This window comes from Pseudomonas sivasensis (assembly GCF_052938085.1).
The window spans coordinates 869,588-894,196 of the sequence record NZ_CP176442.1 but is presented as its reverse complement, the minus strand read 5'-3'; the positions used below and the strand labels follow the sequence as shown (position 1 = coordinate 894,196).

Here is a 24,609-nt window from a genome sequence, read left to right as displayed (position 1 = left end):
CCTCCCCCTGACCTGCCTCAATATCCACACAGAAAAACCAAGAAACCGCCAATAGACGCTTGCTATTCTACGAATAAGAATTATTCTCATTGAAACCGATCAAGGAGATGCACCATGACTTATTTGATAGATGCCTGGCTGGACCGCCCACACCCTTACCTGCGGATACTGCATCGGGAAACCGGCGAAGTCTGTGCGGTACTGGAAGAAGAAGCGCTGAATGAATTGCAGGACCAGGGCGACCTGGACGTCAATGGCCTGAGTTCAAGTGAACCCGGTGTGCTGAAAGAGGTGGTGCGTAATCTGTTTCTGTTTTGCTATGCCCGAGCGTTGCGCCCGGCGACGGAGCTCAATGGCAAGTTTCATCCATGAGCAACCCCCTAAAACACTGTGGGAGCGAGCAGGCTCGTTCCCACAGGTAATCAGCAGGTCTTACAGAACGTCGAGCAGCTCGACGTCGAATACCAGAACGCTGTGCGGCGGAATGCTGCCAACGCCTTGAGCGCCGTAAGCCAGTTCGCTCGGCACGTACAGGCGCCATTTGCTGCCAGCATTCATCAGTTGCAGGGCTTCGGTCCAACCGGCAATCACGCCACCAACCGGGAATTCTGCTGGCTGGCCACGCTCGTAGGAGCTGTCGAACACAGTGCCGTCGATCAAGGTGCCGTGGTAGTGGGTACGGACTTGGTCTTCACGGGTCGGCTTGGCGCCTTCACCGGCAGTCAGCACTTCAAATTGCAGGCCGGAAGCCAGGGTGGTGATGCCATCACGCTTGGCGTTTTCGGCCAGGAAGGCCAGACCAGCGCCAGCAGCGGCTTCAGCCTTGGCGGCTGCTTCGGCTTGCATGACTTCACGGATCACCTTGAAGCTGGCAGCCATTTGCTCTTGGTCAACGCGGCTTGGCGAACCTGCGAACGCGTCGGTCAGGCCAGCCAGGATTGCGTCCAGGCTCACACCCGGTGGCGGGTTGTCGCGCAGTTGGTCGCCCAACTGACGGCCGATACCGTAGCTGACGCGGGTTTCGTCGGTGGACAGATTAACTTCGGACATGAAGAGGCTCCGCTGCAGGACAACGCGATTTCCCGCGCTGCCCAAAACTAAAAGGGCCCGCAGACTAGCACACAAGACCGCCCCTTGATGAGCCCTCAGTGGTTCTGCACACCGCTGACGACCCTTCGTCGCCACTTGAAATAAAACGCCCTTCAGATTCACATCCCGCCGCCGATACAGCGCTACACCTTGGCTGGCTCAAATAACAACACCGTCCAGCAAACAGACATCACTCTTGCGGAGCATTCGATGAACAGCTGGTTCGGTAACATCAGCGTCAACCTCAAACTGGGCCTGGGCTTCGGCCTGGTGCTTGTCCTCACCTCGATCCTGGCACTCACTGGCTGGACCAGCCTGGGCGGCCTGATCGACCGCAGCAACTGGATGAGCGACATCACCCAGCTCAACGCGTCGCTGACCAAACTGCGCATCGTGCGCCTTCAATACATGCTGGCCAACGGTGACGAAGCCGTGGCGCAGAACGTGCAGACCAGCCTCGATGCCTTCGTTGCCCAGCAACAGAAACTGCTGGACAGCTTCAAGAGCCCGGAAAACCTCAAGCTGCTCAATGAGCAGAAATCGGTCATTACTGCCTACCAGCAATCCCTGAACAAAATGCGCGAGGCTTACCGTAACGGCAATGCCTCTCGCCAAGTGATGGGCGACAAGGCCGACAGCGCCAACGCCCAGATCGACGCGCTGGAAGCCAGCGTGAAGCAGATGCCTGACAGCGCGGAGCACTTTGCTCAGTTCCAGGCCGTGGCCGACGCCAAGATGCAATTCCAACTGGCCCGCTACGAAGTGCGCGGCTACACCGGCAACGTCAGCCCGGATACCGAAGCCCGCGCTGCCGCACAGATCGACAAAGCCATTGCCAGCTTGAAAGACCTCAGTGCCGCCTTTGGCGCCGGCCAGCAAAGCGCGCTGACCGCGCTGGAAACCGCTCTTGGCGCCTACCGCACGGCTGTCCAGAACTACAAGGTGGCCAACGCCAATATCGTTGCTGCTCGCGCAGAAATGACCACCCAAGGCACTGATATCGTCAACATCAGCGACAAGCTCTACGAGATCCAGTTGGATCGCCGCGACGCCGAAAGCGCCCAGGCCCGTAGCCTGCAATTGATCAGCACCTTGCTGGCCCTGCTGGTTGGCATCATTGCCGCGCTGGTCATCACCCGCCAGATCACTCGCCCGATCCAGGAAACCCTGGCCGTGGTTGAACGCATTGCCTCCGGCGATTTGAGCCACAACATCCAGGTCACCCGCCGCGATGAGCTGGGCGTGCTGCAACAAGGCATCCAGCGCATGGGCACCACCTTGCGTGAATTGATCAGCGGTATTCGTGACGGCGTGACCCAGATCGCCAGCGCCGCCGAAGAACTATCGGCCGTGACCGAGCAGACCAGTGCCGGCGTGAACAGCCAGAAGATCGAGACCGATCAAGTCGCCACCGCGATGCATGAAATGACCGCTACCGTGCAGGAAGTCGCGCGCAATGCCGAACAGGCTTCCCTGGCCGCTGCCGATGCCGACGGCCAAGCCCGTGCAGGCGACAAAGTGGTGGCCGAAGCCATTGCCCAGATCGAACGCCTGGCCGCCGAAGTGGCGCGTTCCACCGACGCCATGAGCCATCTGCAACAAGAGAGCAACAAGATCGGCAGCGTGATGGACGTGATCAAAGCCGTGGCCGAACAAACCAACCTGCTGGCCCTCAACGCCGCCATCGAAGCAGCACGCGCCGGTGAAGCCGGTCGCGGGTTTGCCGTGGTCGCCGACGAAGTGCGCGGCCTGGCCCAACGCACGCAAAAATCCACCGAAGAAATCGAAGGTCTGGTCGCCGGTTTGCAGAACGGCACCCAGCAAGTGGCCAATGTGATGAACAACAGCCGCAGCCTCACCGACAGCAGCGTGGAGCTGACGCGCAAGGCCGGTGTATCCCTGGAAAACATCACCCGTACGGTGTCGAACATCCAGTCGATGAACCAGCAGATCGCCGCCGCCGCCGAGCAACAAAGCGCCGTGGCCGAAGAGATCAGCCGCAGCATCGTCAATGTACGTGACGTGTCGGAACAGACCGCCACCGCCAGTGACGAGACGGCCAAATCGAGTGTGGAACTGGCACGTTTGGGCAGCCAGTTGCAGCAGATGGTCAGCCATTTCCGGGTTTAAGAATCGCTGCGATACCTGACCCGCCACAGATGCAGCCCCAGCCAAAAGCTGGGGCTGCAATAAAAAACCGCCCTACTAAGGCGGTTTTTTTATTGCCTGCGATTGGCCTCTCAGCCCTCGCCTTCCTCAACAAACACCACACGATTCCCAAATGGATCCTTGATGCTCATCTCCCGCGATCCCCAAGGCGTTTCTTCAACGCTGGGCTTGGCATAACGGTAATCCTTAGCCTGCAATTGCTGCTGGTAGGCATCTACCCCTTGCGCCTGAATCCGCACCGCCGCGCCCGGCGAAGCGTCGCCATGATGCTCGGACAGATGCAGCACGCACTCGCCCAATGATACTTGCAGGTACAGCGGGTAATTCGCCTCGAAACGATGCTGCCAATCAACCTTGAACCCAAGGAACTCCACATAGAATTCCAACGCCTTGGTCTCGTCGAAAATCCGCAGGATAGGGGTGACTTTTCCTAAGTGCATGGCAACCGCTCCGTTTTTGAGATCGCCCACTATAGAGCGCTGAACCCCCGACGCAAATCTCCCTGGCGAGCCAGGAATCGTCCTGGGCGCTGACCATTGGCCTGTCCATCGCTGTAGGTCAACACGCCATTGACCCACACACCATCAATGCCCTCTGCCGCCTGCTCTGGATTTTTGAAATCCGCCACATCCCGCACCCGCAACGGGTCGAACAACACCAGGTCCGCCCAGTGCCCTTCACGAATTTCACCCCGCTCGACCAGGCCGAAACGCGCCGCCGACAAGCCGGTCATTTTGTGCACGGCGGTATGCAACGGGAACAACCCGATATCCCGGCTGAAATGCCCCAACACACGTGGGAACGCACCCCACAAGCGTGGATGCGGAAACGGATCTTCAGGCAAGCCATCCGACCCCACCATCGACAATGGATGCGCGAGGATGCGTCGTACATCCGCTTCATCCATCCCGTAGTACACCGCACCCGCAGGCTGCAGACGGCGGGCGGCGTCCATCAAGGAGACGTCCCATTCGCCAGCAATGTCCTGCAAATCTCGCCCGCCCATGTCCGGATGGGGCGTGGACCACGTAATGGTGATGCGAAACGCATCGGTCACTTGCTTCAAATCCAGAGTCGAAGAACTGGCTGCGTAGGGATAACAGTCACATCCCACCGGATGGGTTTTCGCCGCCTGCTCCAGAGCGGCCAGCAGCTGCGGACTGCGCCCCCAGTTACCCGCCCCGGCGCATTTGAGGTGGGAAATAATCACCGGCACCTTGGCGTGCCGGCCGATCAGAAAAGCTTCGTCCATCGCCTCCAGCACTGGCTCGAATTCGCTGCGTAGATGGGTGGTGTACACGGCGCCGTAGGCCGTGAGTTCTTCACTCAGTTGCAGCACTTCATCGGTCTCGGCATTGAACGCGCTGGCGTAGGCCAGGCCTGTGGATAAGCCGAGGGCGCCGGCTTCAAGACTCTCTTGTAACTGCACGCGCATGGCGGTGATTTCATCCGGTGTGGCGGTGCGATGCAGATCGTCCATGTGGTTGCTGCGCAGCGCCGTGTGGCCGATCAATGCCGCGACGTTGAGCGCTGGATGGGCGCTTTCAACGGCGCTGCGATAGTCGCTGAAACGGGGATATACAAACGCCGCAGCGCTGCCCAGCAGGTTCATCGGGTCCGGCGGGTCGTTGCGCAAACTCACCGGCGAAGCGCTGATGCCACAGTTGCCGACAATCACCGTGGTCACGCCCTGACTGAGCTTGGGCAGCATCTGCGGATGACGGATCACCACCGTGTCGTCGTGGGTATGGACATCGATAAACCCCGGCGCCAACACGCGGTCGGTGGCGTCGATTTCATGCTCGGCCGTCGCAGCAGACAGATCACCGATTGTCTCGATACGCCCATCGCGCAGCCCCACATCCGCGACATAACCGGGTGTGTTGCTGCCATCGATGATCAGCGCGTGGCGAATCAGCGTGTCGTACTTCATATCAGTCTCCAAGCGGCAAGCTATCGGGGCCGCCGCGATAATCGTCCAGGGCCAGTTTGATCCGGCGCAGGCGTTCCTGGTTGTCGTCCGGCAAGGCCAGCGCCAACTCGGTAGCGAGCAGGTCGATGGCCAGCAGCAGGCCGTAGCGCGCTGCGGTGGGTTTGTAGATAAAGCTGGTTTCGGCTGGTTGCAGCGGCAACAGGACATCCGCCAATCGCGCCAGGGGGGAATCGGCCAAGGTGATAGCGATGATGCGGGCGTCGTAGTTGCGCGCCAGGTCCACCACGTCCAGCAGTTCCGGCGTAATACCGGTCAGCGAACAGACGATCAGCGCATGTTCCGGCCCCAAGGTGGCGGCCGTAACGCGCATCATCACCGGGTCATGGCAAGCGGCAATCGGGTAGCCCAGGCGGACAAGACGCACCTGTAACTCGTCGCTGCACAGACTCGACGGGCCGCCCATGCCGAACGCGTGGATCATCCGGGCCTTGCTCAGCAGGCTGACCGCATCGGCGAAACTCGCCTGGTTGAACCCCGACAAGTGCTGACGCAACGTCGCCTCGATATCACCGAGAATCTGCCGGTGAAACGCCGACTGTTCGGGCAACCCCGCCGGGTCCAGGAAACGGCTGCCGACGCCGCTGGCTTGGGCCAGTTGCAGGCGCAAATCGCGTAGATCGCGGCAACCGACGCTGCGTGCAAACCGCGACAAGGTCGCCGTACTGACTTCAGCCCGTTGGGACAACTCATCCAGGCTGGCCGACGCCGCAAAACCCACATCATCGAGCATCAGCTTGGCGATACGCCCTTCGCCGGCGCTGAAAGAAGCCTGGCGGGCGCGGATCTGGTAGAGGATGTCCATGGGGGCTCCGGGTTACAAAATACAGGACAGACCGTAAGTCAGACCGAAGGCAACCACAGAGATCAGAGTCTCCAATACGGTCCAGGTCTTGAAGGTCTGGATTACCGTCATATTGAAGTATTCCTTGATCAGCCAGAAGCCGCCGTCATTCACATGGGAAAAGATCACCGAGCCCGCACCGGTGGCCAGCACCAGTAATTCAGGGTGTGGATAACCCAACCCCATGGCGACGGGCGCGACCACGCCGGACGCCGTCGTCATGGCCACCGTGGCCGAGCCGGTCGCAATGCGCATCAACGCCGCGAACAGCCAGCCCATCACCAGGGGCGACAGTTGGAACGCATTGGCAAGGCCGAGAATTTCATTGGTCACCCCAGCGTCCACCAGGATGCGATTCAAACCGCCGCCCGCCCCGACCAGCAAGGTGATGCTGGCCGTCGGCGCCAGGCATTCGTTGGTGAACTTGAGGATCGATTCGCGGTTGAAGCCTTGGGCCAGCCCCAAGGTCCAGAAGCTCACCAAGGTCGCCACCAGCAACGCGATGACCGAGTTGCCGATAAACAAGAGGAACTGGTTGAAACCGGTCCCCGGCGTAGAGATTACGTTGGCCCATCCGCCGATCATCATCAGCACCACCGGCAACAGGATGGTGCCCATGGTCAGGGCAAAACTCGGCAAACGGGTGCGCGGTTCACGCTCGATAAATTGGCGTTCCAGCGGGTTTTCTGCCGGCAGGTGGATGTGCGGCACGATGAACTTGGCGTAGACGGGCCCTGCAATGATCGCCGTGGGGATACCGATCAGAATCGCATACAGCACCGTCTGCCCCACCGACGCGTTATACGCCAGCACGGCCATCATCGCCGCCGGATGCGGCGGCACCAGAGCGTGTACCACCGACAAACCGGCGACCATCGGCAAGCCGACCATCAAAATCGACACGCCTACGCGTCGGGCGACGGTAAAGGCGATGGGCACCAGCAACACAAAACCCACCTCGAAAAACAGCGGCAACCCCACCAGAAAGGCAATGCACACCATCGCCCAATGGGCGTTGCGCTCGCCAAAACGATTGATCAGCGTGCGCGCCACCTGCTCGGCGCCACCGGACTCGGCCATCATCTTGCCGAGCATGGTGCCCAGCGCCACAACGAGCGCGATGTGCCCAAGGGTCTTGCCAACACCCGCCTCGTAGGAGCCCATGATGGTGTCCGCCGGCATCCCGGCCATCAGCGCCAGGCCGATGGATACCAGGGTGATGACGATAAACGGGTTGAGTCGGTAACGTGCAATCAGCACGATCAAAGCAATGATGGCGATGGCAGCGTATGCCAACAGCCCGAAGCCCGGTGATGCGGCCATGCGGTACTCCTCGGAAAGGGTCACGTCGAATTGGTTGTGAAACTCATAAATCATTACCGAGGAGCATTTTCAAATTTTATGAAAGTAAGTTTCGCCCACAGACAAGCGCTGTCGCGTTGGGACATGCCCTACACCTGCGTATGAAAATTGGGGGGCTGTTCTTACATGAAGATCAGAGAAGACCGGAAACTCAGCCCAGCGGGCTGAGTCATAGAATGCACACCCACTGTTGCCAGGAAAATCGAGCATGATTCGCACCACATTCGCCGCCGGCGTCCTGCTTCTCGCCGTATGCGGCACTGCCGCCGCTGCCGACAACCCGGCGCTGAAAAAATGCATGGACGGCGCCAACACCACTGCCGATATGGTCAGCTGCAACGTCAAGGAAGCCAAGGTGCAGGACACGCGCCTGAACAAAGCCTACAAGACCGCCATCGCCGCCCTGGAAGGCACGCGCCAGCAGCAACTGCAGGACCTGCAGCGCCTGTGGATCAAATACCGTGACGCCAATTGCGCCTTCGCCGGCTCCGCCACCGGCGGCACCATCGACCAAGTCAACGGTTCCGGCTGCGTGCTGGACATGACCCAGACCCGCGCCCAGGAATTGGAAGACCTGGTCGGGCCGTGATGTGGTGGCGAGGGCGCTTGCTCCCGTTGGGCGGCGCAGCGGTCGCAAATCTTGGTAATGAGCTCCCTCGCCAAAGAGGCTCAATTAGTCGTGATGCACCCGCGCACGCTTGAGCAACTTCTTGCAGCGCTCAGACAAATGCAACACCCGCAGATGCTTGCCGGCCTTGGTATAACGCTCGCGCAAGGTCATCAGCGCGGCAATCGCTGAGTAGTCGACAAAGCTCAGGTGACGACAATCCAGCGTCACCTGATCCGGGTCATTGGACGGGTCGAACTGGTTTAAAAACGGCGTGGTCGAGGCAAAGAACAACGTGCCGTGCAGGCGATAGAGCTTGCTACCGTCGGCTTCCAGGTGCTCATCCGCGTACAACTCACGGGCCTGTTGCCAGGCGAAGTTGAGCGCGGCGATCACGATACCGCACAGTACGGCGGTGGCCAGGTCGGTAAAGACCGTGATCACCGTCACCGCAATAATCACCAGCACATCATTGAGCGGCACTTTGTTGATCACCCGCAGCGACGCCCAGGCGAAGGTCTGCTGGGACACCACGAACATCACCCCCACCAGCGCCGCCAGCGGGATCCGCTCAATCAGCGGTGACAGAAAAAGAATGAACAACAGAATCATCACCCCGGCAAACACCCCGGAGAAGCGCCCACGTCCGCCGGAGCTGAGGTTGATCACGGTTTGCCCGATCATCGCGCAACCGCCCATGCCGCCGAAGAGGCCCGAGACCATATTCGCCGCACCCAACGCCACGCTTTCGCGATCAGGATAGCCGCGGGTTTCGGTGATTTCGTCGGTAAGGTTCAGGGTCAGCAGGGTTTCCAGCAGGCCGACCATGGCCATCAGGAAAGCGTAGGGCGCGATGATGCCGAGGGTTTCCAGGGTCCAGGGGATCTGCGGCAACGCGAAGGTCGGCAGGCCACCGGCGATGTGGGCCATGTCGCCGAGGGTGCGGGTTGGCAGACCGAGCAGGTACACCGCCAGGCCCACGCCGAGGATCGCCACCAAGGCCGGCGGTACCGCGCGGGTGAGGCGCGGCAGCAGGTAGACAATGGCCATGGTCGCCGCCACCAGCCCGGTCATCACATACAACGGCGTGCCGCTGAGCCAGGTTTCACCACTCTTGAAATGCTCCAACTGCGCCAGGGCAATGATGATCGCCAGGCCGTTGACGAACCCGAGCATCACCGAATGCGGCACCATGCGCACCAGCTTGCCCAGGCGCAGCAGGCCGAAGGCGACCATGATCAACCCGCCCAGCAGCACCGTTGCCAGCAAATATTCCACGCCGTGCTGCACCACCAACGCGACGATCACCACCGCCATCGAGCCCGCCGCGCCGGAGACCATACCGGGCCGACCGCCGAACAAGGCCGTCAGGGTGCAGATGATAAAGGCGCCGTATAGGCCCATCAGCGGATTAAGGTGAGCCACCAGAGCAAAGGCGATGCATTCGGGCAGCAGCGCGAAAGACGTGGTGAGGCCGGCCAGGGCATCGGCGCGCAGACGGGTGAGGTTCATGAGGTACCAGGGAGTTGCGGGGGATAAGGCGGGGAATGGTACGGAAATGAGCGGGGTGGGGCTAGTCTGGAAGACCGAGTGGTCGCCATCGGGGGCAAGCCCCCTCCCACACTTGGCCGTGTTCCAGTTTTGGAACGCATTCTAATGTGGGAGGTGGCTTGCTCCCGATGGCCGACTCGGTCTCAAGCGAACATCACACCATTTCGTGACGAATCCACTCAACCACCGACGTGCGCTTCGGTGCCCAGCCCAGCAGTTCGCGGGCATGCTTGCCGCGCACCCGGCTGTTCGAACCCAGGCCGTAGTTGGCCATTTCATAACCCCACTCGGCTTCAGCCTCGGCCAATGGCCAGTCCTGCGGCTTGCCCAGCTTCAGCGCGTCAGCGATGGCCGTGGTCATGTCGACAAACGCCGCTTCGCTGCTTTCCACAAAGTAGAACGTGCCCGGTACGTTCTTCGTCAGCGCCAGCAGGTACAACGCAACCACGTCTTCGATGTGCACGTTGGACCAGATGTTCTGCCCTGTGCCCACATGGCGCACCACCCCACTCTTGCGTGCCTGCTTGAGCAAGCGCGGCAATTGCACGCTATCACGCTGTACGCCCAGGCTGTGGCCGTAGATCAGGGTGTTGCAGATCACCGCCGAATTCACGCCGTCCTGGGCAGCAGCCAGGATCAGGTTGTCGATGGCCACACGCGCGGCCTTGTCGACGGTCGGCTCCGGCAGGTTGTCTTCGAAATAGATCACGTCGCTGGCCTTACCGCCCGATGCATCGCCCACGATGCTCGAACCGCTGGTGTGCAGGAACGGCTTGTTTGATCCCTGCAAGGCGGTCAACAGCGTTTCTACCGCAGCACGATGGTCGCTGCTGGCGGCGTTGATCACCGCATCGGCCTTGTGCGCTTGCTCGGTAAGCACGGCAGCGTCATCGAGGCTGCCGATCACCGGAGCGATGCCCAGGGCCGTCAGCTCAGCCGCTTGCTCAGCGCTGCGTACCAGGCCGGTGACGTGATGGCCGGCCTTGACCAGGCCGGTGGCAATCGAACCGCCGATAAAACCTGCGGCGCCGGTAACGAATACGTTCATGGAGGTTTCTCCTGACTGGGTAAGTGATAGGCCCAGTATCCCGGCTCCACCCTTACCAAATAAGCCCCTGACGCCCAATTCAATCTTGCGTGGCAGTCACGAATCAGCAGGCATACCGCGCCAGTTTGGCCTGGATAAAGTCCAGGAAGCACTGGATGCGCAACGCCAACTGCGAGTTACGGTAGAAGACCGCATGGATCGGCTGGCGATAACCGCTGTTGAAGGCTTCCAGCACCGGCACCAGGCGGCCGGCATCGATGTCGGCGCTGGTCATGAAGTTCGACAGGCAACAAATACCCTGCCCTTCCAGCGCCAACTGGCGCAGGGTTTCGCCGCTGGAGGCAGCGATGCTCGGCTGAATCAGCCAGCGGTCACCCTCCACATGGCGCAGCGGCCAGTGGTTGAGGGTTTCGGTCTGACTGAAGCCGAGCAACGTGTGGTCAGCCAACTCGGCCACCGTGGTGGGCGCGCCGTGTTGCTTAAGGTATTCAGGGCTGGCCAGGATATGCAGCGGCGTACAACCGAGGGAGCGCGCATGCAAGGTCGAGTCGGCCAGGGCGCCGATGCGAATGGCGATGTCGGTGCTCTGTTCCAGCAGGTCGATGATCAAGTCATCGCTGTTCAACTCCAACTGGATCTGCGGGTACAAGCTGCGAAACTCGGCAATGTACGGCACGATCCCATGCAGCATAAACGGCACGGCCGCGTTGATACGCAGCCGCCCGGCCGGGTTCTTCTGACGTGACGACAGGCGCTCTTCCAGCTCATCCATCTGCGCCAGGATCAGCTTGGCCTGTTCGAAGAAATACTTGCCCTCTTCGGTCAGGTCCATGCGCCGCGTGGTGCGGTTGATCAGCGTGGTGTCGAGCTTGGCTTCCAGGCGCGACAAGGTACGGCTGACCGCCGACGGCGTCTGCCCGACCTGCTCCGCCGCCGCGGAAATCGAGCCGCACTCGATGACGCTGACGAAGATCTGTAGCTCATCGGATCGGGCTTTCACGGACGGTCCTCGTTATCGGTTCAGTGCAGCTTATTACACCGAGAGCTTGAACACCTGCGCCAGATGCTGCTCATAGCGCGCCACGTCTGCCTCGATGGCTGGGCGTTTCATCACGTCCACGCACAGGAACGTGGGCAGGCCGGTCATGCCGAGGAATTCGTGGGCCTTGTGGAATGGGAAGTACACCGCGTCCACGCCCTTGGCTTCGAAGAAATCGCTCGGGTCGTCGAAGGCTTGCTGCGGTGCGTTCCAGGTCAGGGACAGCATGTACTGCTTGCCCTGGATCAGGCCGCCACTGCCGTATTTCTGCGAGGCATCGGAACGGGTGCGACCGTCGCTGGCGTACAGGCTGCCATGGCCTTCGGTGAAGACTTCGTCGATGTACTTCTTGACGATCCACGGCGCCCCCATCCACCAACCGGGCATCTGGTAGATGATCACGTCGGCCCAGAGGAACTTGGCCACCTCTTCGGCCACGTCGTAGCCTTCGTCGATATGGGTGACTTTAACGTCGATACCGCCTCGATCCAGCACAGCCAGGGCGGTTTCATGCAAGGTGGTGTTGTAGCGGCCATCGGAGTGGGCGAACTTTTTGCCGCCGTTGAGCAGGAGTACTTTTTTCATGGGAGGGGATCCAGAAGGTTGAAAATGTCTGAACGCAGACTATCGGCCCTGACCCTTCGGAATAAGCCGTCACCCGGCAAAATACCTTTGATCAAAAAGCACGAATACCCATGAGATTGTTAACCACTGATCAGCAGATGACCGCCCAACAGGGCCATGCCGATGAAAAATACCCGCTTGAATAACACCGCACTGATGCGCTGGCGCAGCGCTTGGCCCAGCCACATGCCCAGCAGCGCCGGCACCAGCGCGAGCAGCGAGGCACTCACTTCACCGCCACCCAAGGTGCCACGCCAAGCCAATCCCGCCGCCAGCGCCAGCGTCGACACGGTGAACGACAGGCCGAGGGCCTGTACCAACTGATCGCGACTCAGGCCCAAGGCTTGCAAATACGGCACCGCAGGAATCACGAACACGCCAGTGGCCGAGGTGATCAAACCGGTGATCAGCCCACACAACGGGCCCAACCAGCGTTCGGTCTGCGGCTTGACCTTGAAGGAGGGCAAAAACAACCCGCTCAACGCATACACCAGCAACGCCGCGCCCAGCGCGCGCACCACCCAGTGCCCACCTTCCATGCCAAGCCACACCGTACTCAGCCCGGTGCCGAGGAAAATCAGCACGAGCATCGGCCAAAGGCGTTTGAGCAAGCCACTCAGGTGCCCGCCGAATGCCAGTTGCCAAAGGTTGGTGACCGTTGAAGGAATGATCAGCAACGCCGCAGCCTGCGCCGGCAACATAGCCAAGCCGAGCATGCCCATGGCGACTGTCGGTAAGCCGAGGCCGATTACTCCTTTGACGGTGCCCGCCAGCAGGAACGTGCCAATCACCAGCAAAGTAACGGCGGGACCGAGGTTTTGGTAGAACGCAAGGAAGGTAATCATGGGCAGAGTGTGCGACTTTTCGATGCGTTCTGAAATTCGCCATATACTGAGGCAGCCTCTTGTTTAGCAAGAGCCTTGGGGCCGCATCGGGGGCAAGTCCCCTCCCACTTAGACTGTGTTCACCCATCCAAATGTGGGAGGGAGCTTGCCCCCGATGCGGCCAGTAGAGCCATCCGAGAACCCCCCCCATGCACGTTGACCTGATCGATCTGCGCCTCTACCTGCATACCCTGGACACCGGCAACATCACCGCCGGCGCCAGCCGCAGCCATTTATCCCTGGCAGCCGCGAGCGCACGCATCCGCGCTATGGAAGCATCGCTGGGCATCGAATTGCTTGAGCGGGGCCGTCGGGGTGTTACGCCGACACCTGCAGGTAAAGCCCTCGCGCGCCACGCTCGCCTGCTGCTGCAACAGGCCGACCATCTGCAACAGGACCTCGCCGAATACGCCAACGGCATCAAAGGCCAAGTGCGCCTGCTGTGCAACACCACTGCGCTAAGCGAATACCTGCCGGAACTGCTCGCGGACTTTCTACGCGAACACCCCAACCTCGATATCGACCTGCAGGAGTTGCCCAGCCTGCGCATCATCCAGGCCCTGCGTCAGGGCACGGCCGACCTGGGGATCATCTCCGATGCAGTAGACACCCACGGTTTGCAGACCCTGCCCTTTCGCGATGACCCGCTGGTGCTGATCATGCCCCTGGATCATCCCCTGGCAGCGAGCCCGGTGAGTTTTATCGACAGCCTGCAACACGATTACGTCGGCCTCGCGGCCCACAGCGCACTGTCGGTGTACCTGGAAGAACAAGCGCTGCACGCAGGGTTCCGCTTACAGACGCGCATCCGCGCCGAGGGCTTTGATGGGGTGATTCGGATGGTCGCACGAGGTGCTGGCCTGGGCATCGTGCCCCGGGCCGCGTTGGATCGCTGGCCCTTGGCGCGCCACTTCAAGGCCCAGCCTCTGGGAGAAGACTGGGCCCGCCGACAGCTGTTGCTTTGCGCACGTTCGTTCGAGCAACTGCCGGGTTACGCCAAAGCCTTGTTCAACGCCTTGGCCCTGCCCTTGCGGAAGAACCCGTAATACACCGCCGACAGAATCAACAGGAACGGCACGCCAAACACCAACGTCATCTTGAACGCCTCGGTGAAATACGTGGTGATCATCACCGCGCCCATGAGCACCAGACCCAGCAATGTGCTGTAGGGAAAAAGGCGCAGTTGGAATGACAACTTTGCCCCGCCGTGACGCTTGCGATAGCGACGGAAAAACAGGTGCGTGAGGAAGATCATGAACCAGGTGAAGATCGCGCCAAACATCGAGATCGCCATCATCAGGGTGAACGAGCTTTCCGGGTACACCACATTCAACAAGGTCGCCAGGGCAATGCCCGAACTGGACAGCAGCAGTGCATTCAGCGGAATGCCGCTTTTGCTCAACGCGCCCATGGACTTGGGTGCGAAGCCCGCGCGGGACAGGCTGAACATCATGCGTGTAGTGATGTAGAGCTGGCTGTTCATCGCTGACAACGCGGCGATCAGGATCACGAAATTCATCACTCCGGTGGCTCCCGGAATGCCGATAGTCTGCATCACTGTAACGAACGGGCTTTGGGTCTGCCCGGCCTGATTCCACGGCACGATGGCCAGCATCAGCGCCAGGGTCAGCAGGTAAAACACCACCAGGCGCACGATGGTCGCGCGAAAGGCCTTCTTCACCGCCTGCTCCGGGTCGGCGGCTTCACCGGCAGCCACAGCGATCATCTCGACGCTCAGGTAACTGAAGATCGACACAATCACGGCAATCCACATGCCGCTCAAGCCATGGGGGAAAAAACCGCCGTGTGCGGTGTAATTCTGCACGCCATACTCCGGGTTTCCGGAGCCGAACACCACATACACGGCCAGGATGATGAAGCCGACGATGGCGCTGATCTTGATGGTGGAGAACCAGTATTCAAAGTTGCCAAACGTCTTCACGCTGATCGCATTAAGCAGGATCAGCACACTGGAAAACGACACAATCCACACCCACTCCGGCACGTTGGCGAACCAGTACTTCATGTACATCGCCACCGCCGTGACCTCGGCGCCCACCGCCAGCACAATCGCCGCCCAATAGGCATAACGCACCAGAAACCCAGCCAGCGGGCTGATGTAGAACTCGGCATAGGCGCCGAAGGAACCCGAGGTGGAATGCGCAACGGTCATCTCCGCCAGGCAGCCCATCAACAGCAAGGTGATCAGTGCACCAATGGCGTAGCTCACCAGCACGCTCGGCCCGGCATAACCGATGGCATAGGCGCTGCCCATGAACAACCCGGTGCCGATGGCGCCACCGATGGCGATCATGCTCATCTGGCCGGAAGTGAGCTGGCGCCGAAGGCCCAGTTCGCGTTGGGTGATCTCGGCAAAGCCGGTGTCTGGCGTAGTCACGTGGGGTGCCCCTTTATTATTGTGGTCGCACTATTTGTCTGTTGCCGCAGATCCCTGTGGGAGGGGGCTTGCTCCCGATGGAGGTGTATCAGCTTGCCAATCCGGCGACTGACACACTGCCATCGGGAGCAAGCCCCCTCCCACATGAGGTCTTTGGTGTTTATCCATTGTGTATCTGATGCAAGCCCTCTCCCATAATGTTGTCTGCGTTTATTCAGGTGACGCTGTGGCGGACTTTGAATTGCGGCTGGTCCCAGGTGTTCTCGTCGAGAATCTCACCGAGGATTTCCACAGCGTCCCAGACCTCAGTAAAGCTCGTGTACAGCGGCGTAAACCCAAACCGCATAATCCGCGGCTCGCGGTAATCGCCGATCACGCCACGGGCAATCAGAGCCTGAATCACTGCATAACCTTCGGGGTGCTCAAAACTCACATGGCTACCGCGCCGGGCATGCTCACGCGGGGTGATCAACACCAGGCCATGAGCCGCGCAACGGGCTTCAACCAACTCGATAAACAGATCCGTCAACGCCAGGGATTTAGTGCGCAGGCTGGCCATATCAGTCTGCTCAAAAATCGCCAGCCCACATTCCACCATCGCCAGCGAGGTGATCGGTTGGGTGCCGCACAAGTAGCGGGCAATACCGGCGCTCGGCGCATAGTTGGCTTCCATGGCGAACTGCCGGGTATGCCCGAACCAGCCCGAAAGCGGCTGGCGTACGAGGTCGACCAACGCCGGATTGACCCACACAAACGCCTGGGAGCCTGGGCCGCCGTTGAGGTATTTATAAGTGCAGCCAATCGCGTAATCGGCCCCGGCGTTATGCAGATCGATGGGCACCGCGCCCGCCGAGTGCGCCAAATCCCAGATACTCAGCGCGCCACATTCATGGCTCAAGGCAGTAAGCGCCTGCATGTCGTACATGTAGCCGGTCTTGTAGTTGACGTGGGTGAGCAGCACCACCGCCACGTCGGCGTCGATGGCCTGGGGCAGTTCGTCCGGGCTGTTCACCAGACGCAGGGAGTAACCCTGTTGCAGCAATTCAGCCAAGCCTTCGGCGATGTACAGGTCGGTGGGAAAGTTGCTTGCTTCGCTGACGATTACCTTGCGCTCTGCTGCGCGTTGGCGCTGCACCGTCAGTGCAGCGCTGAGCACTTTGAACAGGTTAATGGAGGTGGTATCGGTGATCACCACTTCGCCGTCCCGCGCACCGATCAGCGGCGCAAGGCGATTGCCCAGGCGCTGGGACAAGTCTGCCCAACCGGCGCTGTTCCAACTGCGGATCAAGCCATTGCCCCACTCCTCGGCAATCACCTGTTGCGCCCGCGCCAGCGATGCCACCGGACGCGCGCCAAGGGAGTTACCGTCGAGGTAGATCACACCCTCCGGCAAGGAAAATTGATTGCGCAACGGCGCCAGCGGGTCCTGGGCGTCGAGGGCTTGGCAATGGCTTCGGGTGGTCATGGAGAGTCCTGGTTTTTATAGGTGGGAATGAACCAAATAATGAACGAAGCTTTAGAGAATTTTCGTGCAAAGTGGTGGGTAACAGGCTAATTAAGCAGTAGGAAATTCGAATTTAACCCCTAAACACGCGGATTTATTCAAACCATGATTCTTGACGCCACCGACCTGCGCCTCCTGCATTTCCTGCAACAGGATGGCCGTATCAGCAACCAGGAACTGGCGGAAAAAGTCGCACTGTCGCCCTCCGCCTGCCTGCGCCGTTTGCGTCTGCTGGAGAGTGAAGGAGTCATCAGCGGCTACCGCGCAGTGTTGAATGCCGAGCAATTGGGGATCGAGCTAGAAGCCATCGTCCACCTGTCGTTGCGCCAGGATGTGGAGGATTGGCATGAGACATTTATCAAGAAGGTGCAAGGCTGGCCGGAAGTGGCCAGCGCCTATGTGATCACCGGCGCCAGCAACTATGTGCTGCGGGTGCAGGCGCGCAACCTCAAGCACTTTTCGGACTTTATCGTGAACCACCTGAACCGCACGGCGGGGGTGATGGATATCCGCTCGGAAATCGTGCTGCAGAAGATCAAGGATAAGGATGAGGTGCTTGATCTCGTCGTACGCAAATAGTCAGCCACGCCTCAGATCAAATGTGGGAGGGGGCTTGCCCCCGATGGCGGTGTGTCAGTCACTTAAATGTTGACTGATCCGCCGCTATCGGGAGCAAGCCCCCTCCCCTATTTTTGACCGCATTTAGTCTTCGAGGGCGCGGACTCGCTGCATGCGTTTCTGTTCTACCGGCGCATCAGCCGTCTGCAACTCAAAATCAAAATCAATCTGTGCAAACCGCCCTTCTACCCCAAACTCCCGCGCCAGTTGCTGATCGTCGCTGAAGCGAATCTCGGCAATTAATTCATCCCGCGTCGCGTAGGCAAAGTCATCGTGCAGGTACGGGTCATCCGACAGGTTGATCTGTGTCGTCAAGTGTCGATGCCCCGGCGCCGAGATGAAGAAGTGGATATGTGCCGGCCGCTGCCCGTGGCGCCCCAATTGATCGAGCAGTTGCTGGGTCGGTCCAGTCGGCGGGCAGCCGTAGCCCGACGGCACGATGCTGCGAAAACGGTAGTTACCCTGGGCGTCGGTCTCTATGCGTCGGCGCAGGTTAAATTCCGACTGGGTGTTATCGAACCAGGAATAAGTGCCGCCCGTGTTGGCCTGCCACACATCCACAATCGCCCCAGCCAACGGTTTACCGTTGGTGTCGCGCACTTGTCCGCGCATGAACAGCGGCACTGCGGCATCCGTCCCATCATCCAACCGCGCTTCGTACTGGGACAGCGGCGCACCGGCCACGTACAGCGGGCCTTCGATGGTACGTGGCGTGCCGCCGGATTTGCCGGCTTCTTCATCGGCGGCGTCCATCAACATGTCCAGGTAGTGCTCCAGGCCCAACCCGGCGGCAAGCAGTCCGGCTTCCTGGTTCTTGCCCAGTTCGTTGAGGTAGTTGACCGCCTTCCAGAACTCTTCCGGCGTCACGTCCAGGTCTTCGATGATGTTCACGGTGTCGCGCAAAATCCGGTAGATCAGCGCTTTGGTGCGCGGGTTACCGCCGTCATTAAGGTTGCCGCTGGCTTCTTCGAGAAACTGTTGGGCGTGGGCAGTCTGGGACAGTCGGATGGACATGGTGCGATCCTCATCTTGTAATTGTTAGGTGTAGAACAGGCTTAACGGTCGTCCTCATGGATCGACGAAGGGTGCCGGCACAGGGCGTTCACTTCGATGGCCATGTAGGGATAAAGCGGCAGTTGCATCAGCAGGTCGTGCAGCTCTTGCACGCTGTCGACATCGAACACGCTGTAGTTGGCGTAAAGCCCGGCGATGCGCCACAGGTGGCGCCATTTGCCTTGCTCTTGTAAACGTCGAGCCAGGGCTTTTTCGTCGGCCTTGAGGCGGGCGGCGCGCTCCGGATTCATGTCGACGGGCAGATTCACGGTCATTTTTACGTGGAACAACATGGCAAGCGCCTCTTAGTGTTTGTCACGACGGAAGAACGCCAGACGCTCTTCATCGATGGCCAGGCCCAGGCCCGGCGCAGTGGAGACATGCAACTGAAAATCTCGGTACACCGGCGGTTCGGTGAGGATGTCTTCGGTGAGCAGCAGCGGACCGAACAGTTCGGTGTCCCACGCCAGCTTGTTCAAGGTCAGGAACGCATGGGCCGAGGCCAGGGTGCCGATGCCGCCTTCGAGCATGGTGCCGCCGTACAGGCCGATACCCGCCGCTTCAGCAATCGCGGCCGTGCGCAACACCGCACGCGGGCCGCCGTTCTTGGCGATCTTCAGGGCGAACACTGACGCCGCACCTTCACGGGCGAGGTTGAAGGCATCCTCGACACATTCGATGGATTCATCCGCCATGATCGGCGCTGGGCTCGACAGGTTCAGCCGGGCCATGCCGCCACGGTTATTGCGCGAGATCGGTTGTTCGATCAGGTCGATGCCGTTGTCGCCAAGCACCTTGCACGCGCGCAGGGCGACGGCCTCATCCCAGGCCTGATTGACGTCGACACGCACACTGGCGCGCTCGCCCAAGGCCTTTTTGATCGCGATCACATGAGCGAGGTCGCGACCGACTTCACCGGCGCCGATCTTGAGTTTGAAGATGCGGTGGCGACGCAGGTCGAGCATCTTTTCGGCTTCGGCGATGTCTTGTTCGGTGTTGCCGCTGGCCAAGGTCCAGGCCACCGGCAACGCGTCACGTACACGGCCGCCGAGCAGCTCGCTCACCGGCAGGTTCAGGCGCTTGCCCAATGCATCGAGCAACGCGCTTTCAATACCGGACTTGGCAAAGGTATTGCCGCGAATACTGCGCTCCAGGCGCAACATGGCGGCGTTGATGTTGCTGGCGTCCTGGCCGATCAGCAGCGGCGCGAAGTGGCGGTCGATATTGATTTTGATGCTGTCGGGACTCTCGTTGCCGTAGCTCAGACCGCCGATGGTGGTGGACTCACCGATGCCTTCAATGCCGTCGGCGCAACGCACGCGGATGATCACCAGGGTCTGGTTCTGCATCGTGTGCATTGCCAGCTTGTGCGGGCGAATGGTGGGGAGGTCGACGATAATGGTCTCGATCGACTCAATGGCGCAAATCGGCATGGCAATACCCGCTGGGTTCTTTATAGGTCTGCGCTGATTCTGTTCCCGCTCTTTGCGTGGAGCCAATATAGAATTAGTCTCGAACAATACTCTCAAGGTATGAAAGGAGCCGTCATGGAACTGCGTCATCTGCGCTACTTCCAGGTGCTGGGCGAAACCCTCAACTTCACCCGGGCCGCCGAACGCCTGCACATCGCCCAACCACCGTTGAGCCGGCAGATCCAGCAACTGGAGGATGAGCTGGGGGTGATTCTGCTGGAACGCGGCCGCCCGCTGCGACTGACCGAAGCCGGGCGGTTTTTCTATGAACACGCCAATGTGCTGCTCGAACAGTTGAACAAGGTCTGCGACAGCACCCGGCGCATCGGCCAGGGCGAAAAGACCTGGCTGGGCATCGGCTTTGCGCCGTCGACTTTGTATGGCGTACTGCCCGAGCTGATCCGGCGACTGCGCAGCCATGACGCGCTGGAGCTGGAATTGGGTTTGTCCGAAATGACCACCTTGCAGCAGGTTGAAGCGCTCAAGGCCGGGCGCATTGATGTCGGCTTCGGGCGTATCCGCATCGACGACCCAGCCATTGACCAGCGTGTACTGGTGGAGGATCGACTGGTGGCGGTACTGCCTGCCGGCCACCCGCTGCTGGCGGCGCCGGCCACCCTCGCCCAATTGGCCGCCGAGCCGTTTGTGCTGTACCCCGGCAACCCACGCCCCAGTTATGCCGACCATGTGATCGCGCTGTTCGATACCCACGGTTTAAGCCTCAAGGTGGCGCAGTGGACTAACGAGCTGCAGACCGCGATTGGCCTGGTCGGCGCTGGCATGGGCGTGACGCTGGTGCCTGCGTCGGTGCAGGTGCTGCATCGGGCGGATATCGGTTACACGCCGATTGTGGAAACCACCGCGACCTCGCCGATTATTCTCAGCCGAAGGGTGAATGATCAGTCGCCGGGGCTTAGTCATTGCCTGCAGTTGGTGGAAGAACTGATCTGAAACGCTCTAAACACTGCGATCTCCCTGTGGGAGGGGGCTTGCCCCCGATTGCGCTGGGCCAGTTAACGAATGGGCTGACTGATCCACCGTTATCGGGGGCAAGCCCCCTCCCACATTTTGCTCTTCATCAGGCTCAAGTACTGCGCAGGCGATTGCGCTGCAGCGTCTGGCTGGGCGACTCATCAAACAGCTTGCGATACTCCGCCGAAAACCGTCCCAAGTGAGTAAAGCCCCAGCCCAAGGCAATCTCGGAGATGGTACGAATTGAACCGTGCTCAAGGATTTCCTGGCGCACCGCGCCCAGTCGGTACTTCTTCAGGTAGGCCATCGGCGACAGGGCAAAGTACTTGCGGAAAGCGTCGAACAGCTTGAAGCGCGACACGCCTGCTGCGGCTTCCAGGTCTTCCAGGTGCAGCGCTTCGCGGGCGTTGTCGTGAATGTATTGGCGCGCGCGGATCAAGTAATGCGGCAGTTTCACGCCCAGTACGTCGCGCAGTTCTTCGGAGTAATTATTGGGCTGGGCCAGGATCAACCCCTTGATCAGCGAGCTTTCCAGATCCCGGGTAAACGCGGCCTGTTCATACAACTCGCTGCTGCGCTCCAGTTCGGCAATGAAGTAACGCGCCATGCGCCACCACGAGGCCGGGGCGCCATCCACCGCATCCATCACCGACTCAAAGCGCAGCGGTGCGTCGATGGGCCGTTGCAACAAACCTTCCAGTGACTCACTCATCGCTGCCCGCGTAATCACCACTTGCAGCTTGCGACAGTCCCCGGAAATCGCCAGCACCTGGTGCTCGTTGGGCGAGATGATCACGCCTTGGTCGCGGTTGGAACTCAGGCGCTCACCGTTCTTGCTCAACTCCTGCTCACCCACCAACGGCAGGCTGAGGCTGTAGCTACTGAAGTGCTCGGCATCCTCGATATCGATGGTCACGTCGGTGCCGTATTCGATCACGCCCAAGGTGGTCGCGCGGGACTTAAACACATTGGCGCTGTGGTGAAAACGCAGGCGCTCCGGGGTCGTCGTCGCCAGGCGGTGCGGCCCGCAGATGCCGGACATCCAGCTGCGGGCGCCTTCGAGGTCGAAGCGTTGGATATGGATATCGCGTGTCTGGCTGCTCATCAGGGTGCACCCACGGCGGTTAGGCATTTGCGCGCTCTGACGGCGCGTCGTTATCGTTGTTGGACAGCAAGTTCTGCGCCACGCCGGTGGTAGCGCCACTGGGTGGATAGCAAGGGCCGACTATGTGGATAAGTCACCGGTTTTCATGCCCCTCGCGCCCTATGACAGTAGCGCATGACGTTACCTCGGCGCACCGTATTGGGTACTCCGCGCCCAACTTTGCGGCCCATCTTCCCCCATTAAGCGGATAGCCCACGCCCTGCCCCGCTGCCTCTAATAAACCACCGATTAGCCCTATCAAAAAGGTGCCTCCCATGAGTGGTGCAAGAAGCGTCGAGCAGTGGAAAAGCTTTATCGAAAGCTGCCTGGATTTTCGTCCGGCAGACGAAGTGTTCCGCATCGCCCGGGACATGTTCACCGAGCCGCAACTGTTCGACCTGGAGATGGAACTGATCTTCGAAAAGAACTGGATCTACGCCTGCCACGAAAGCGAACTGGCCCATAACCATGACTTCGTGACCATGCGCGCCGGGCGCCAGCCGATGATTATCACCCGCGATGGCGAAGGCCACCTCAATGCGCTGATCAACGCCTGCCAGCATCGCGGCACCACCCTCACCCGCGTCGGCAAGGGCAACCAGTCCACCTTTACCTGCCCGTTTCACGCCTGGTGTTACAAGAGCGATGGCCGGTTGGTGAAGGTCAAGGCGCCGGGGGAATACCCGGAAGGTTTCGACAAAGCCACCCGCGGCCTTAAAAAAGCGCGAATCGAAAGCTACAAAGGTTTTGTGTTTATCAGTCTGGACGTGAACGGCACGGACAGCCTGGAAGACTTCCTCGGCGATGCCAAAGTGTTCTTCGACATGATGGTCGCGCAATCCGCCACCGGTGAGCTGGAAGTGCTGCCGGGTAAATCCGCCTACACCTACGACGGCAACTGGAAGCTGCAAAACGAAAACGGTCTGGACGGTTATCACGTGAGCACCGTGCACTACAACTACGTGGCCACGGTGCAGCATCGCCAACAGGTGAATACCGAGAACGGCACCGGTTCCGGCACCACACTGGACTACAGCAAACTCGGTGCAGGCGACGCGAATACCGATGACGGTTGGTTCGCCTTCAACAACGGCCACAGCCTGTTGTTCAGCGACATGCCCAACCCGACCGTGCGTTCCGGCTACGCCACCATCATGCCGCGCCTGGTGGAAGAACACGGCCAGCAAAAAGCCGAATGGATGATGCACCGCCTGCGCAATCTGAACATCTATCCGAGCCTGTTCTTCCTCGATCAGATCAGCTCGCAACTGCGCATCATCCGCCCGGTGGCGTGGAACAAGACCGAGATCATCAGCCAATGCCTGGGGGTGAAAAACGAGTCCGACGCTGACCGCGAAAACCGCATTCGCCAATTCGAGGATTTCTTCAACGTATCGGGCATGGGCACGCCGGACGACCTGGTGGAATTTCGTGAAGCCCAGCGTGGTTTCCAAGGCCGCCTGGAGCGCTGGAGCGATATCTCCCGTGGCAGCCATCGCTGGGAGACCGGCCCGACACCGAACAGTGAAGCCATCGGCATCCAACCGGCCATGACCGGCACTGAATTCACCCACGAAGGGCTGTACGTCAACCAGCACCGCAACTGGCAGCAGTTCCTGCTCAACGGCCTTGATCGACAAGCGCTGACACTGCGGGAGGTGCAATGATGAATGCCCAACTGCAATACAGGATCGAGCAGTTTTTCTACCGAAAATCCGAACTCTGCGACGCCCAAGACTGGGACGCCTATGTGCAGCTGTTCGACCCGCAGAGCGAGTTCCATCTGCCGCAATGGGACTCGGAGCATGTGTACACCCGCGATCCCAAACGCGAGATGTCGTTGATCTACTACGCCAACCGCTCAGGCCTGGAAGACCGAGTCTTTCGCCTGCGCACCGGCAAGGCAGCCTCGGCCACGCCAATGCCGCGCACCTTGCACCTGATCAATAACGTGCGCATCGCAGAACAGGCGGATGGCTCGCTGGAAGTGAAGCTGAACTGGCACACGCTGTTCTATCGGCTGGCGACTTCGGAGCAGTTTTACGGACAGGCCACTTACCGCCTCAAACCTGAGGGAGACAGTTGGCTGATCACTCGCAAGCATGCGCTGCTGCTCAACGACACCATCAACTCGGTGCTGGATTTCTATCACCTCTAAAGCACCCTTGTTGTGGTGGTGAGCGGGCTTTTTGTGGTGAGCGGGATTGCCCCGCACTGGGGCGTGCAGCGGCCCATGGTGCA

Annotated in this window: 24 protein-coding genes and 1 pseudogene; 9 read left to right on the top strand and 16 right to left on the bottom strand. The window is 60.2% G+C overall.

The window, feature by feature from the left end; translation table 11 throughout:
* Nucleotides 1-114: 114 nt before the first annotated feature.
* Complete coding sequence (locus ACKZ62_RS04245) at nt 115-372, top strand: PA4570 family protein (protein ID WP_003194088.1); 258 nt, start codon at nt 115-117, stop codon at nt 370-372.
* Nucleotides 373-432: 60 nt separating this feature from the next.
* On the opposite strand, the gene ACKZ62_RS04240 is transcribed toward ACKZ62_RS04245, so the two are convergent.
* Nucleotides 433-1,050 (bottom strand): BamJ family beta-barrel-assembly machinery protein, encoded by a 618-nt coding sequence (locus ACKZ62_RS04240; RefSeq protein WP_032885594.1) that lies wholly within the window; start codon nt 1,048-1,050, stop codon nt 433-435.
* Between the two features lie 249 nt (nt 1,051-1,299).
* Here ACKZ62_RS04240 and ACKZ62_RS04235 point away from each other — a divergent pair.
* Together ACKZ62_RS04235 and ACKZ62_RS04230 are read left to right on the top strand one after the other, a co-directional pair.
* Nucleotides 1,300-2,364, top strand: a pseudogene (locus tag ACKZ62_RS04235) (methyl-accepting chemotaxis protein); the annotation flags it as partial.
* Nucleotides 2,356-3,219, top strand: coding sequence for a methyl-accepting chemotaxis protein (locus tag ACKZ62_RS04230; RefSeq protein WP_371260691.1), 864 nt, complete (start codon nt 2,356-2,358; stop codon nt 3,217-3,219). The pseudogene ACKZ62_RS04235 and the gene ACKZ62_RS04230, both read left to right, overlap by 9 nt.
* Nucleotides 3,220-3,329: 110 nt before the next feature.
* Here ACKZ62_RS04230 and ACKZ62_RS04225 read toward each other — a convergent pair whose 3' ends face one another.
* Genes ACKZ62_RS04225 through ACKZ62_RS04210 form a run of 4 tightly spaced genes read right to left on the bottom strand, consistent with a single transcriptional unit; the run spans nt 3,330 to nt 7,469 of the window.
* On the bottom strand, nt 3,330-3,698 hold the full coding sequence (locus ACKZ62_RS04225; protein ID WP_032885592.1) for a glyoxalase superfamily protein: 369 nt from the start codon (nt 3,696-3,698) through the stop codon (nt 3,330-3,332).
* Nucleotides 3,699-3,727: 29 nt separating this feature from the next.
* On the bottom strand, nt 3,728-5,191 hold the full coding sequence (locus ACKZ62_RS04220; RefSeq protein WP_122763896.1) for an N-acyl-D-amino-acid deacylase family protein: 1,464 nt from the start codon (nt 5,189-5,191) through the stop codon (nt 3,728-3,730).
* 1 nt (nt 5,192) lies between these two features.
* Nucleotides 5,193-6,053: a MurR/RpiR family transcriptional regulator gene (locus tag ACKZ62_RS04215; RefSeq protein WP_032885590.1), complete on the bottom strand. Its 861-nt coding sequence runs from the start codon at nt 6,051-6,053 to the stop codon at nt 5,193-5,195.
* Between the two features lie 12 nt (nt 6,054-6,065).
* Entirely contained in the window at nt 6,066-7,469 is a 1,404-nt protein-coding gene (locus tag ACKZ62_RS04210) for a GntT/GntP/DsdX family permease (RefSeq protein WP_032885589.1), read from the bottom strand.
* 193 nt (nt 7,470-7,662) lie between these two features.
* On the opposite strand from ACKZ62_RS04210, the gene ACKZ62_RS04205 reads away from it, so the two are divergent.
* A complete protein-coding gene (locus ACKZ62_RS04205; protein ID WP_260368088.1) occupies nt 7,663-8,043 on the top strand; it encodes a lysozyme inhibitor LprI family protein in 381 nt (126 codons plus the stop codon).
* Between the two features lie 84 nt (nt 8,044-8,127).
* Here the strand turns inward: ACKZ62_RS04205 and ACKZ62_RS04200 are convergent, their stop codons facing one another.
* From ACKZ62_RS04200 to ACKZ62_RS04180, 5 genes are all read right to left on the bottom strand, one after another.
* Entirely contained in the window at nt 8,128-9,573 is a 1,446-nt protein-coding gene (locus tag ACKZ62_RS04200) for a SulP family inorganic anion transporter (RefSeq protein ID WP_032885587.1), read from the bottom strand.
* A 193-nt stretch (nt 9,574-9,766) separates the two neighbouring features.
* The gene (locus ACKZ62_RS04195; protein ID WP_032885586.1) at nt 9,767-10,660 is read right to left on the bottom strand and encodes an NAD-dependent epimerase/dehydratase family protein; all 894 of its coding nucleotides are present in this window, start codon (nt 10,658-10,660) and stop codon (nt 9,767-9,769) included.
* A gap of 103 nt (nt 10,661-10,763) precedes the next feature.
* Entirely contained in the window at nt 10,764-11,660 is an 897-nt protein-coding gene (locus ACKZ62_RS04190; RefSeq protein WP_339484211.1) for a LysR substrate-binding domain-containing protein, read from the bottom strand.
* A 33-nt stretch (nt 11,661-11,693) separates the two neighbouring features.
* The gene (locus tag ACKZ62_RS04185; protein WP_032885584.1) at nt 11,694-12,284 is read right to left on the bottom strand and encodes an NADPH:quinone oxidoreductase MdaB; all 591 of its coding nucleotides are present in this window, start codon (nt 12,282-12,284) and stop codon (nt 11,694-11,696) included.
* Nucleotides 12,285-12,403: 119 nt separating this feature from the next.
* A complete protein-coding gene (locus ACKZ62_RS04180; RefSeq protein ID WP_095186363.1) occupies nt 12,404-13,168 on the bottom strand; it encodes a sulfite exporter TauE/SafE family protein in 765 nt (254 codons plus the stop codon).
* A 188-nt stretch (nt 13,169-13,356) separates the two neighbouring features.
* On the opposite strand from ACKZ62_RS04180, the gene ACKZ62_RS04175 reads away from it, so the two are divergent.
* Nucleotides 13,357-14,253 carry a LysR family transcriptional regulator gene (locus ACKZ62_RS04175; RefSeq protein ID WP_099602214.1) on the top strand — a complete coding sequence of 299 codons (897 nt, stop codon included), beginning with the start codon at nt 13,357-13,359 and terminating at the stop codon, nt 14,251-14,253.
* Here ACKZ62_RS04175 and ACKZ62_RS04170 read toward each other — a convergent pair.
* Nucleotides 14,199-15,605 (bottom strand): amino acid permease, encoded by a 1,407-nt coding sequence (locus tag ACKZ62_RS04170; protein ID WP_032885581.1) that lies wholly within the window; start codon nt 15,603-15,605, stop codon nt 14,199-14,201. The genes ACKZ62_RS04175 and ACKZ62_RS04170 overlap by 55 nt on opposite strands.
* A 214-nt stretch (nt 15,606-15,819) precedes the next feature.
* Nucleotides 15,820-17,070, bottom strand: coding sequence for a kynureninase (gene kynU / locus ACKZ62_RS04165; RefSeq protein WP_122753939.1), 1,251 nt, complete (start codon nt 17,068-17,070; stop codon nt 15,820-15,822).
* 144 nt (nt 17,071-17,214) lie between these two features.
* Between kynU and ACKZ62_RS04160 the strand changes: the two genes are divergently transcribed.
* Entirely contained in the window at nt 17,215-17,688 is a 474-nt protein-coding gene (locus ACKZ62_RS04160) for an Lrp/AsnC family transcriptional regulator (protein ID WP_447096361.1), read from the top strand.
* Between the two features lie 123 nt (nt 17,689-17,811).
* Here the strand turns inward: ACKZ62_RS04160 and catA are convergent, their stop codons facing one another.
* Genes catA through ACKZ62_RS04145 form a run of 3 tightly spaced genes read right to left on the bottom strand, consistent with a single transcriptional unit; the run spans nt 17,812 to nt 20,213 of the window.
* Nucleotides 17,812-18,741: a catechol 1,2-dioxygenase gene (gene catA / locus ACKZ62_RS04155; RefSeq protein WP_122680716.1), complete on the bottom strand. Its 930-nt coding sequence runs from the start codon at nt 18,739-18,741 to the stop codon at nt 17,812-17,814.
* 41 nt (nt 18,742-18,782) lie between these two features.
* Nucleotides 18,783-19,073, bottom strand: a complete 291-nt coding sequence (gene catC, locus ACKZ62_RS04150) for a muconolactone Delta-isomerase (protein WP_032885577.1) — start codon at nt 19,071-19,073, stop codon at nt 18,783-18,785.
* Between the two features lie 12 nt (nt 19,074-19,085).
* Nucleotides 19,086-20,213 (bottom strand): muconate cycloisomerase family protein, encoded by a 1,128-nt coding sequence (locus ACKZ62_RS04145; protein WP_032885576.1) that lies wholly within the window; start codon nt 20,211-20,213, stop codon nt 19,086-19,088.
* Between the two features lie 114 nt (nt 20,214-20,327).
* Here ACKZ62_RS04145 and ACKZ62_RS04140 point away from each other — a divergent pair, with 114 nt between their 5' ends.
* The gene (locus tag ACKZ62_RS04140) at nt 20,328-21,203 is read left to right on the top strand and encodes a LysR family transcriptional regulator (protein WP_095186358.1); all 876 of its coding nucleotides are present in this window, start codon (nt 20,328-20,330) and stop codon (nt 21,201-21,203) included.
* Nucleotides 21,204-21,336: 133 nt separating this feature from the next.
* Here the strand turns inward: ACKZ62_RS04140 and ACKZ62_RS04135 are convergent, their stop codons facing one another.
* Nucleotides 21,337-22,329 carry an AraC family transcriptional regulator gene (locus ACKZ62_RS04135; protein WP_032885652.1) on the bottom strand — a complete coding sequence of 331 codons (993 nt, stop codon included), beginning with the start codon at nt 22,327-22,329 and terminating at the stop codon, nt 21,337-21,339.
* A 314-nt stretch (nt 22,330-22,643) separates the two neighbouring features.
* Here ACKZ62_RS04135 and antA point away from each other — a divergent pair, with 314 nt between their 5' ends.
* Entirely contained in the window at nt 22,644-24,035 is a 1,392-nt protein-coding gene (antA, locus tag ACKZ62_RS04130; RefSeq protein ID WP_447096360.1) for an anthranilate 1,2-dioxygenase large subunit, read from the top strand.
* On the top strand, nt 24,035-24,526 hold the full coding sequence (gene antB, locus ACKZ62_RS04125) for an anthranilate 1,2-dioxygenase small subunit (RefSeq protein ID WP_032885573.1): 492 nt from the start codon (nt 24,035-24,037) through the stop codon (nt 24,524-24,526). The genes antA and antB overlap by 1 nt, the downstream gene beginning before the upstream one ends.
* Nucleotides 24,527-24,609: the final 83 nt, after the last annotated feature.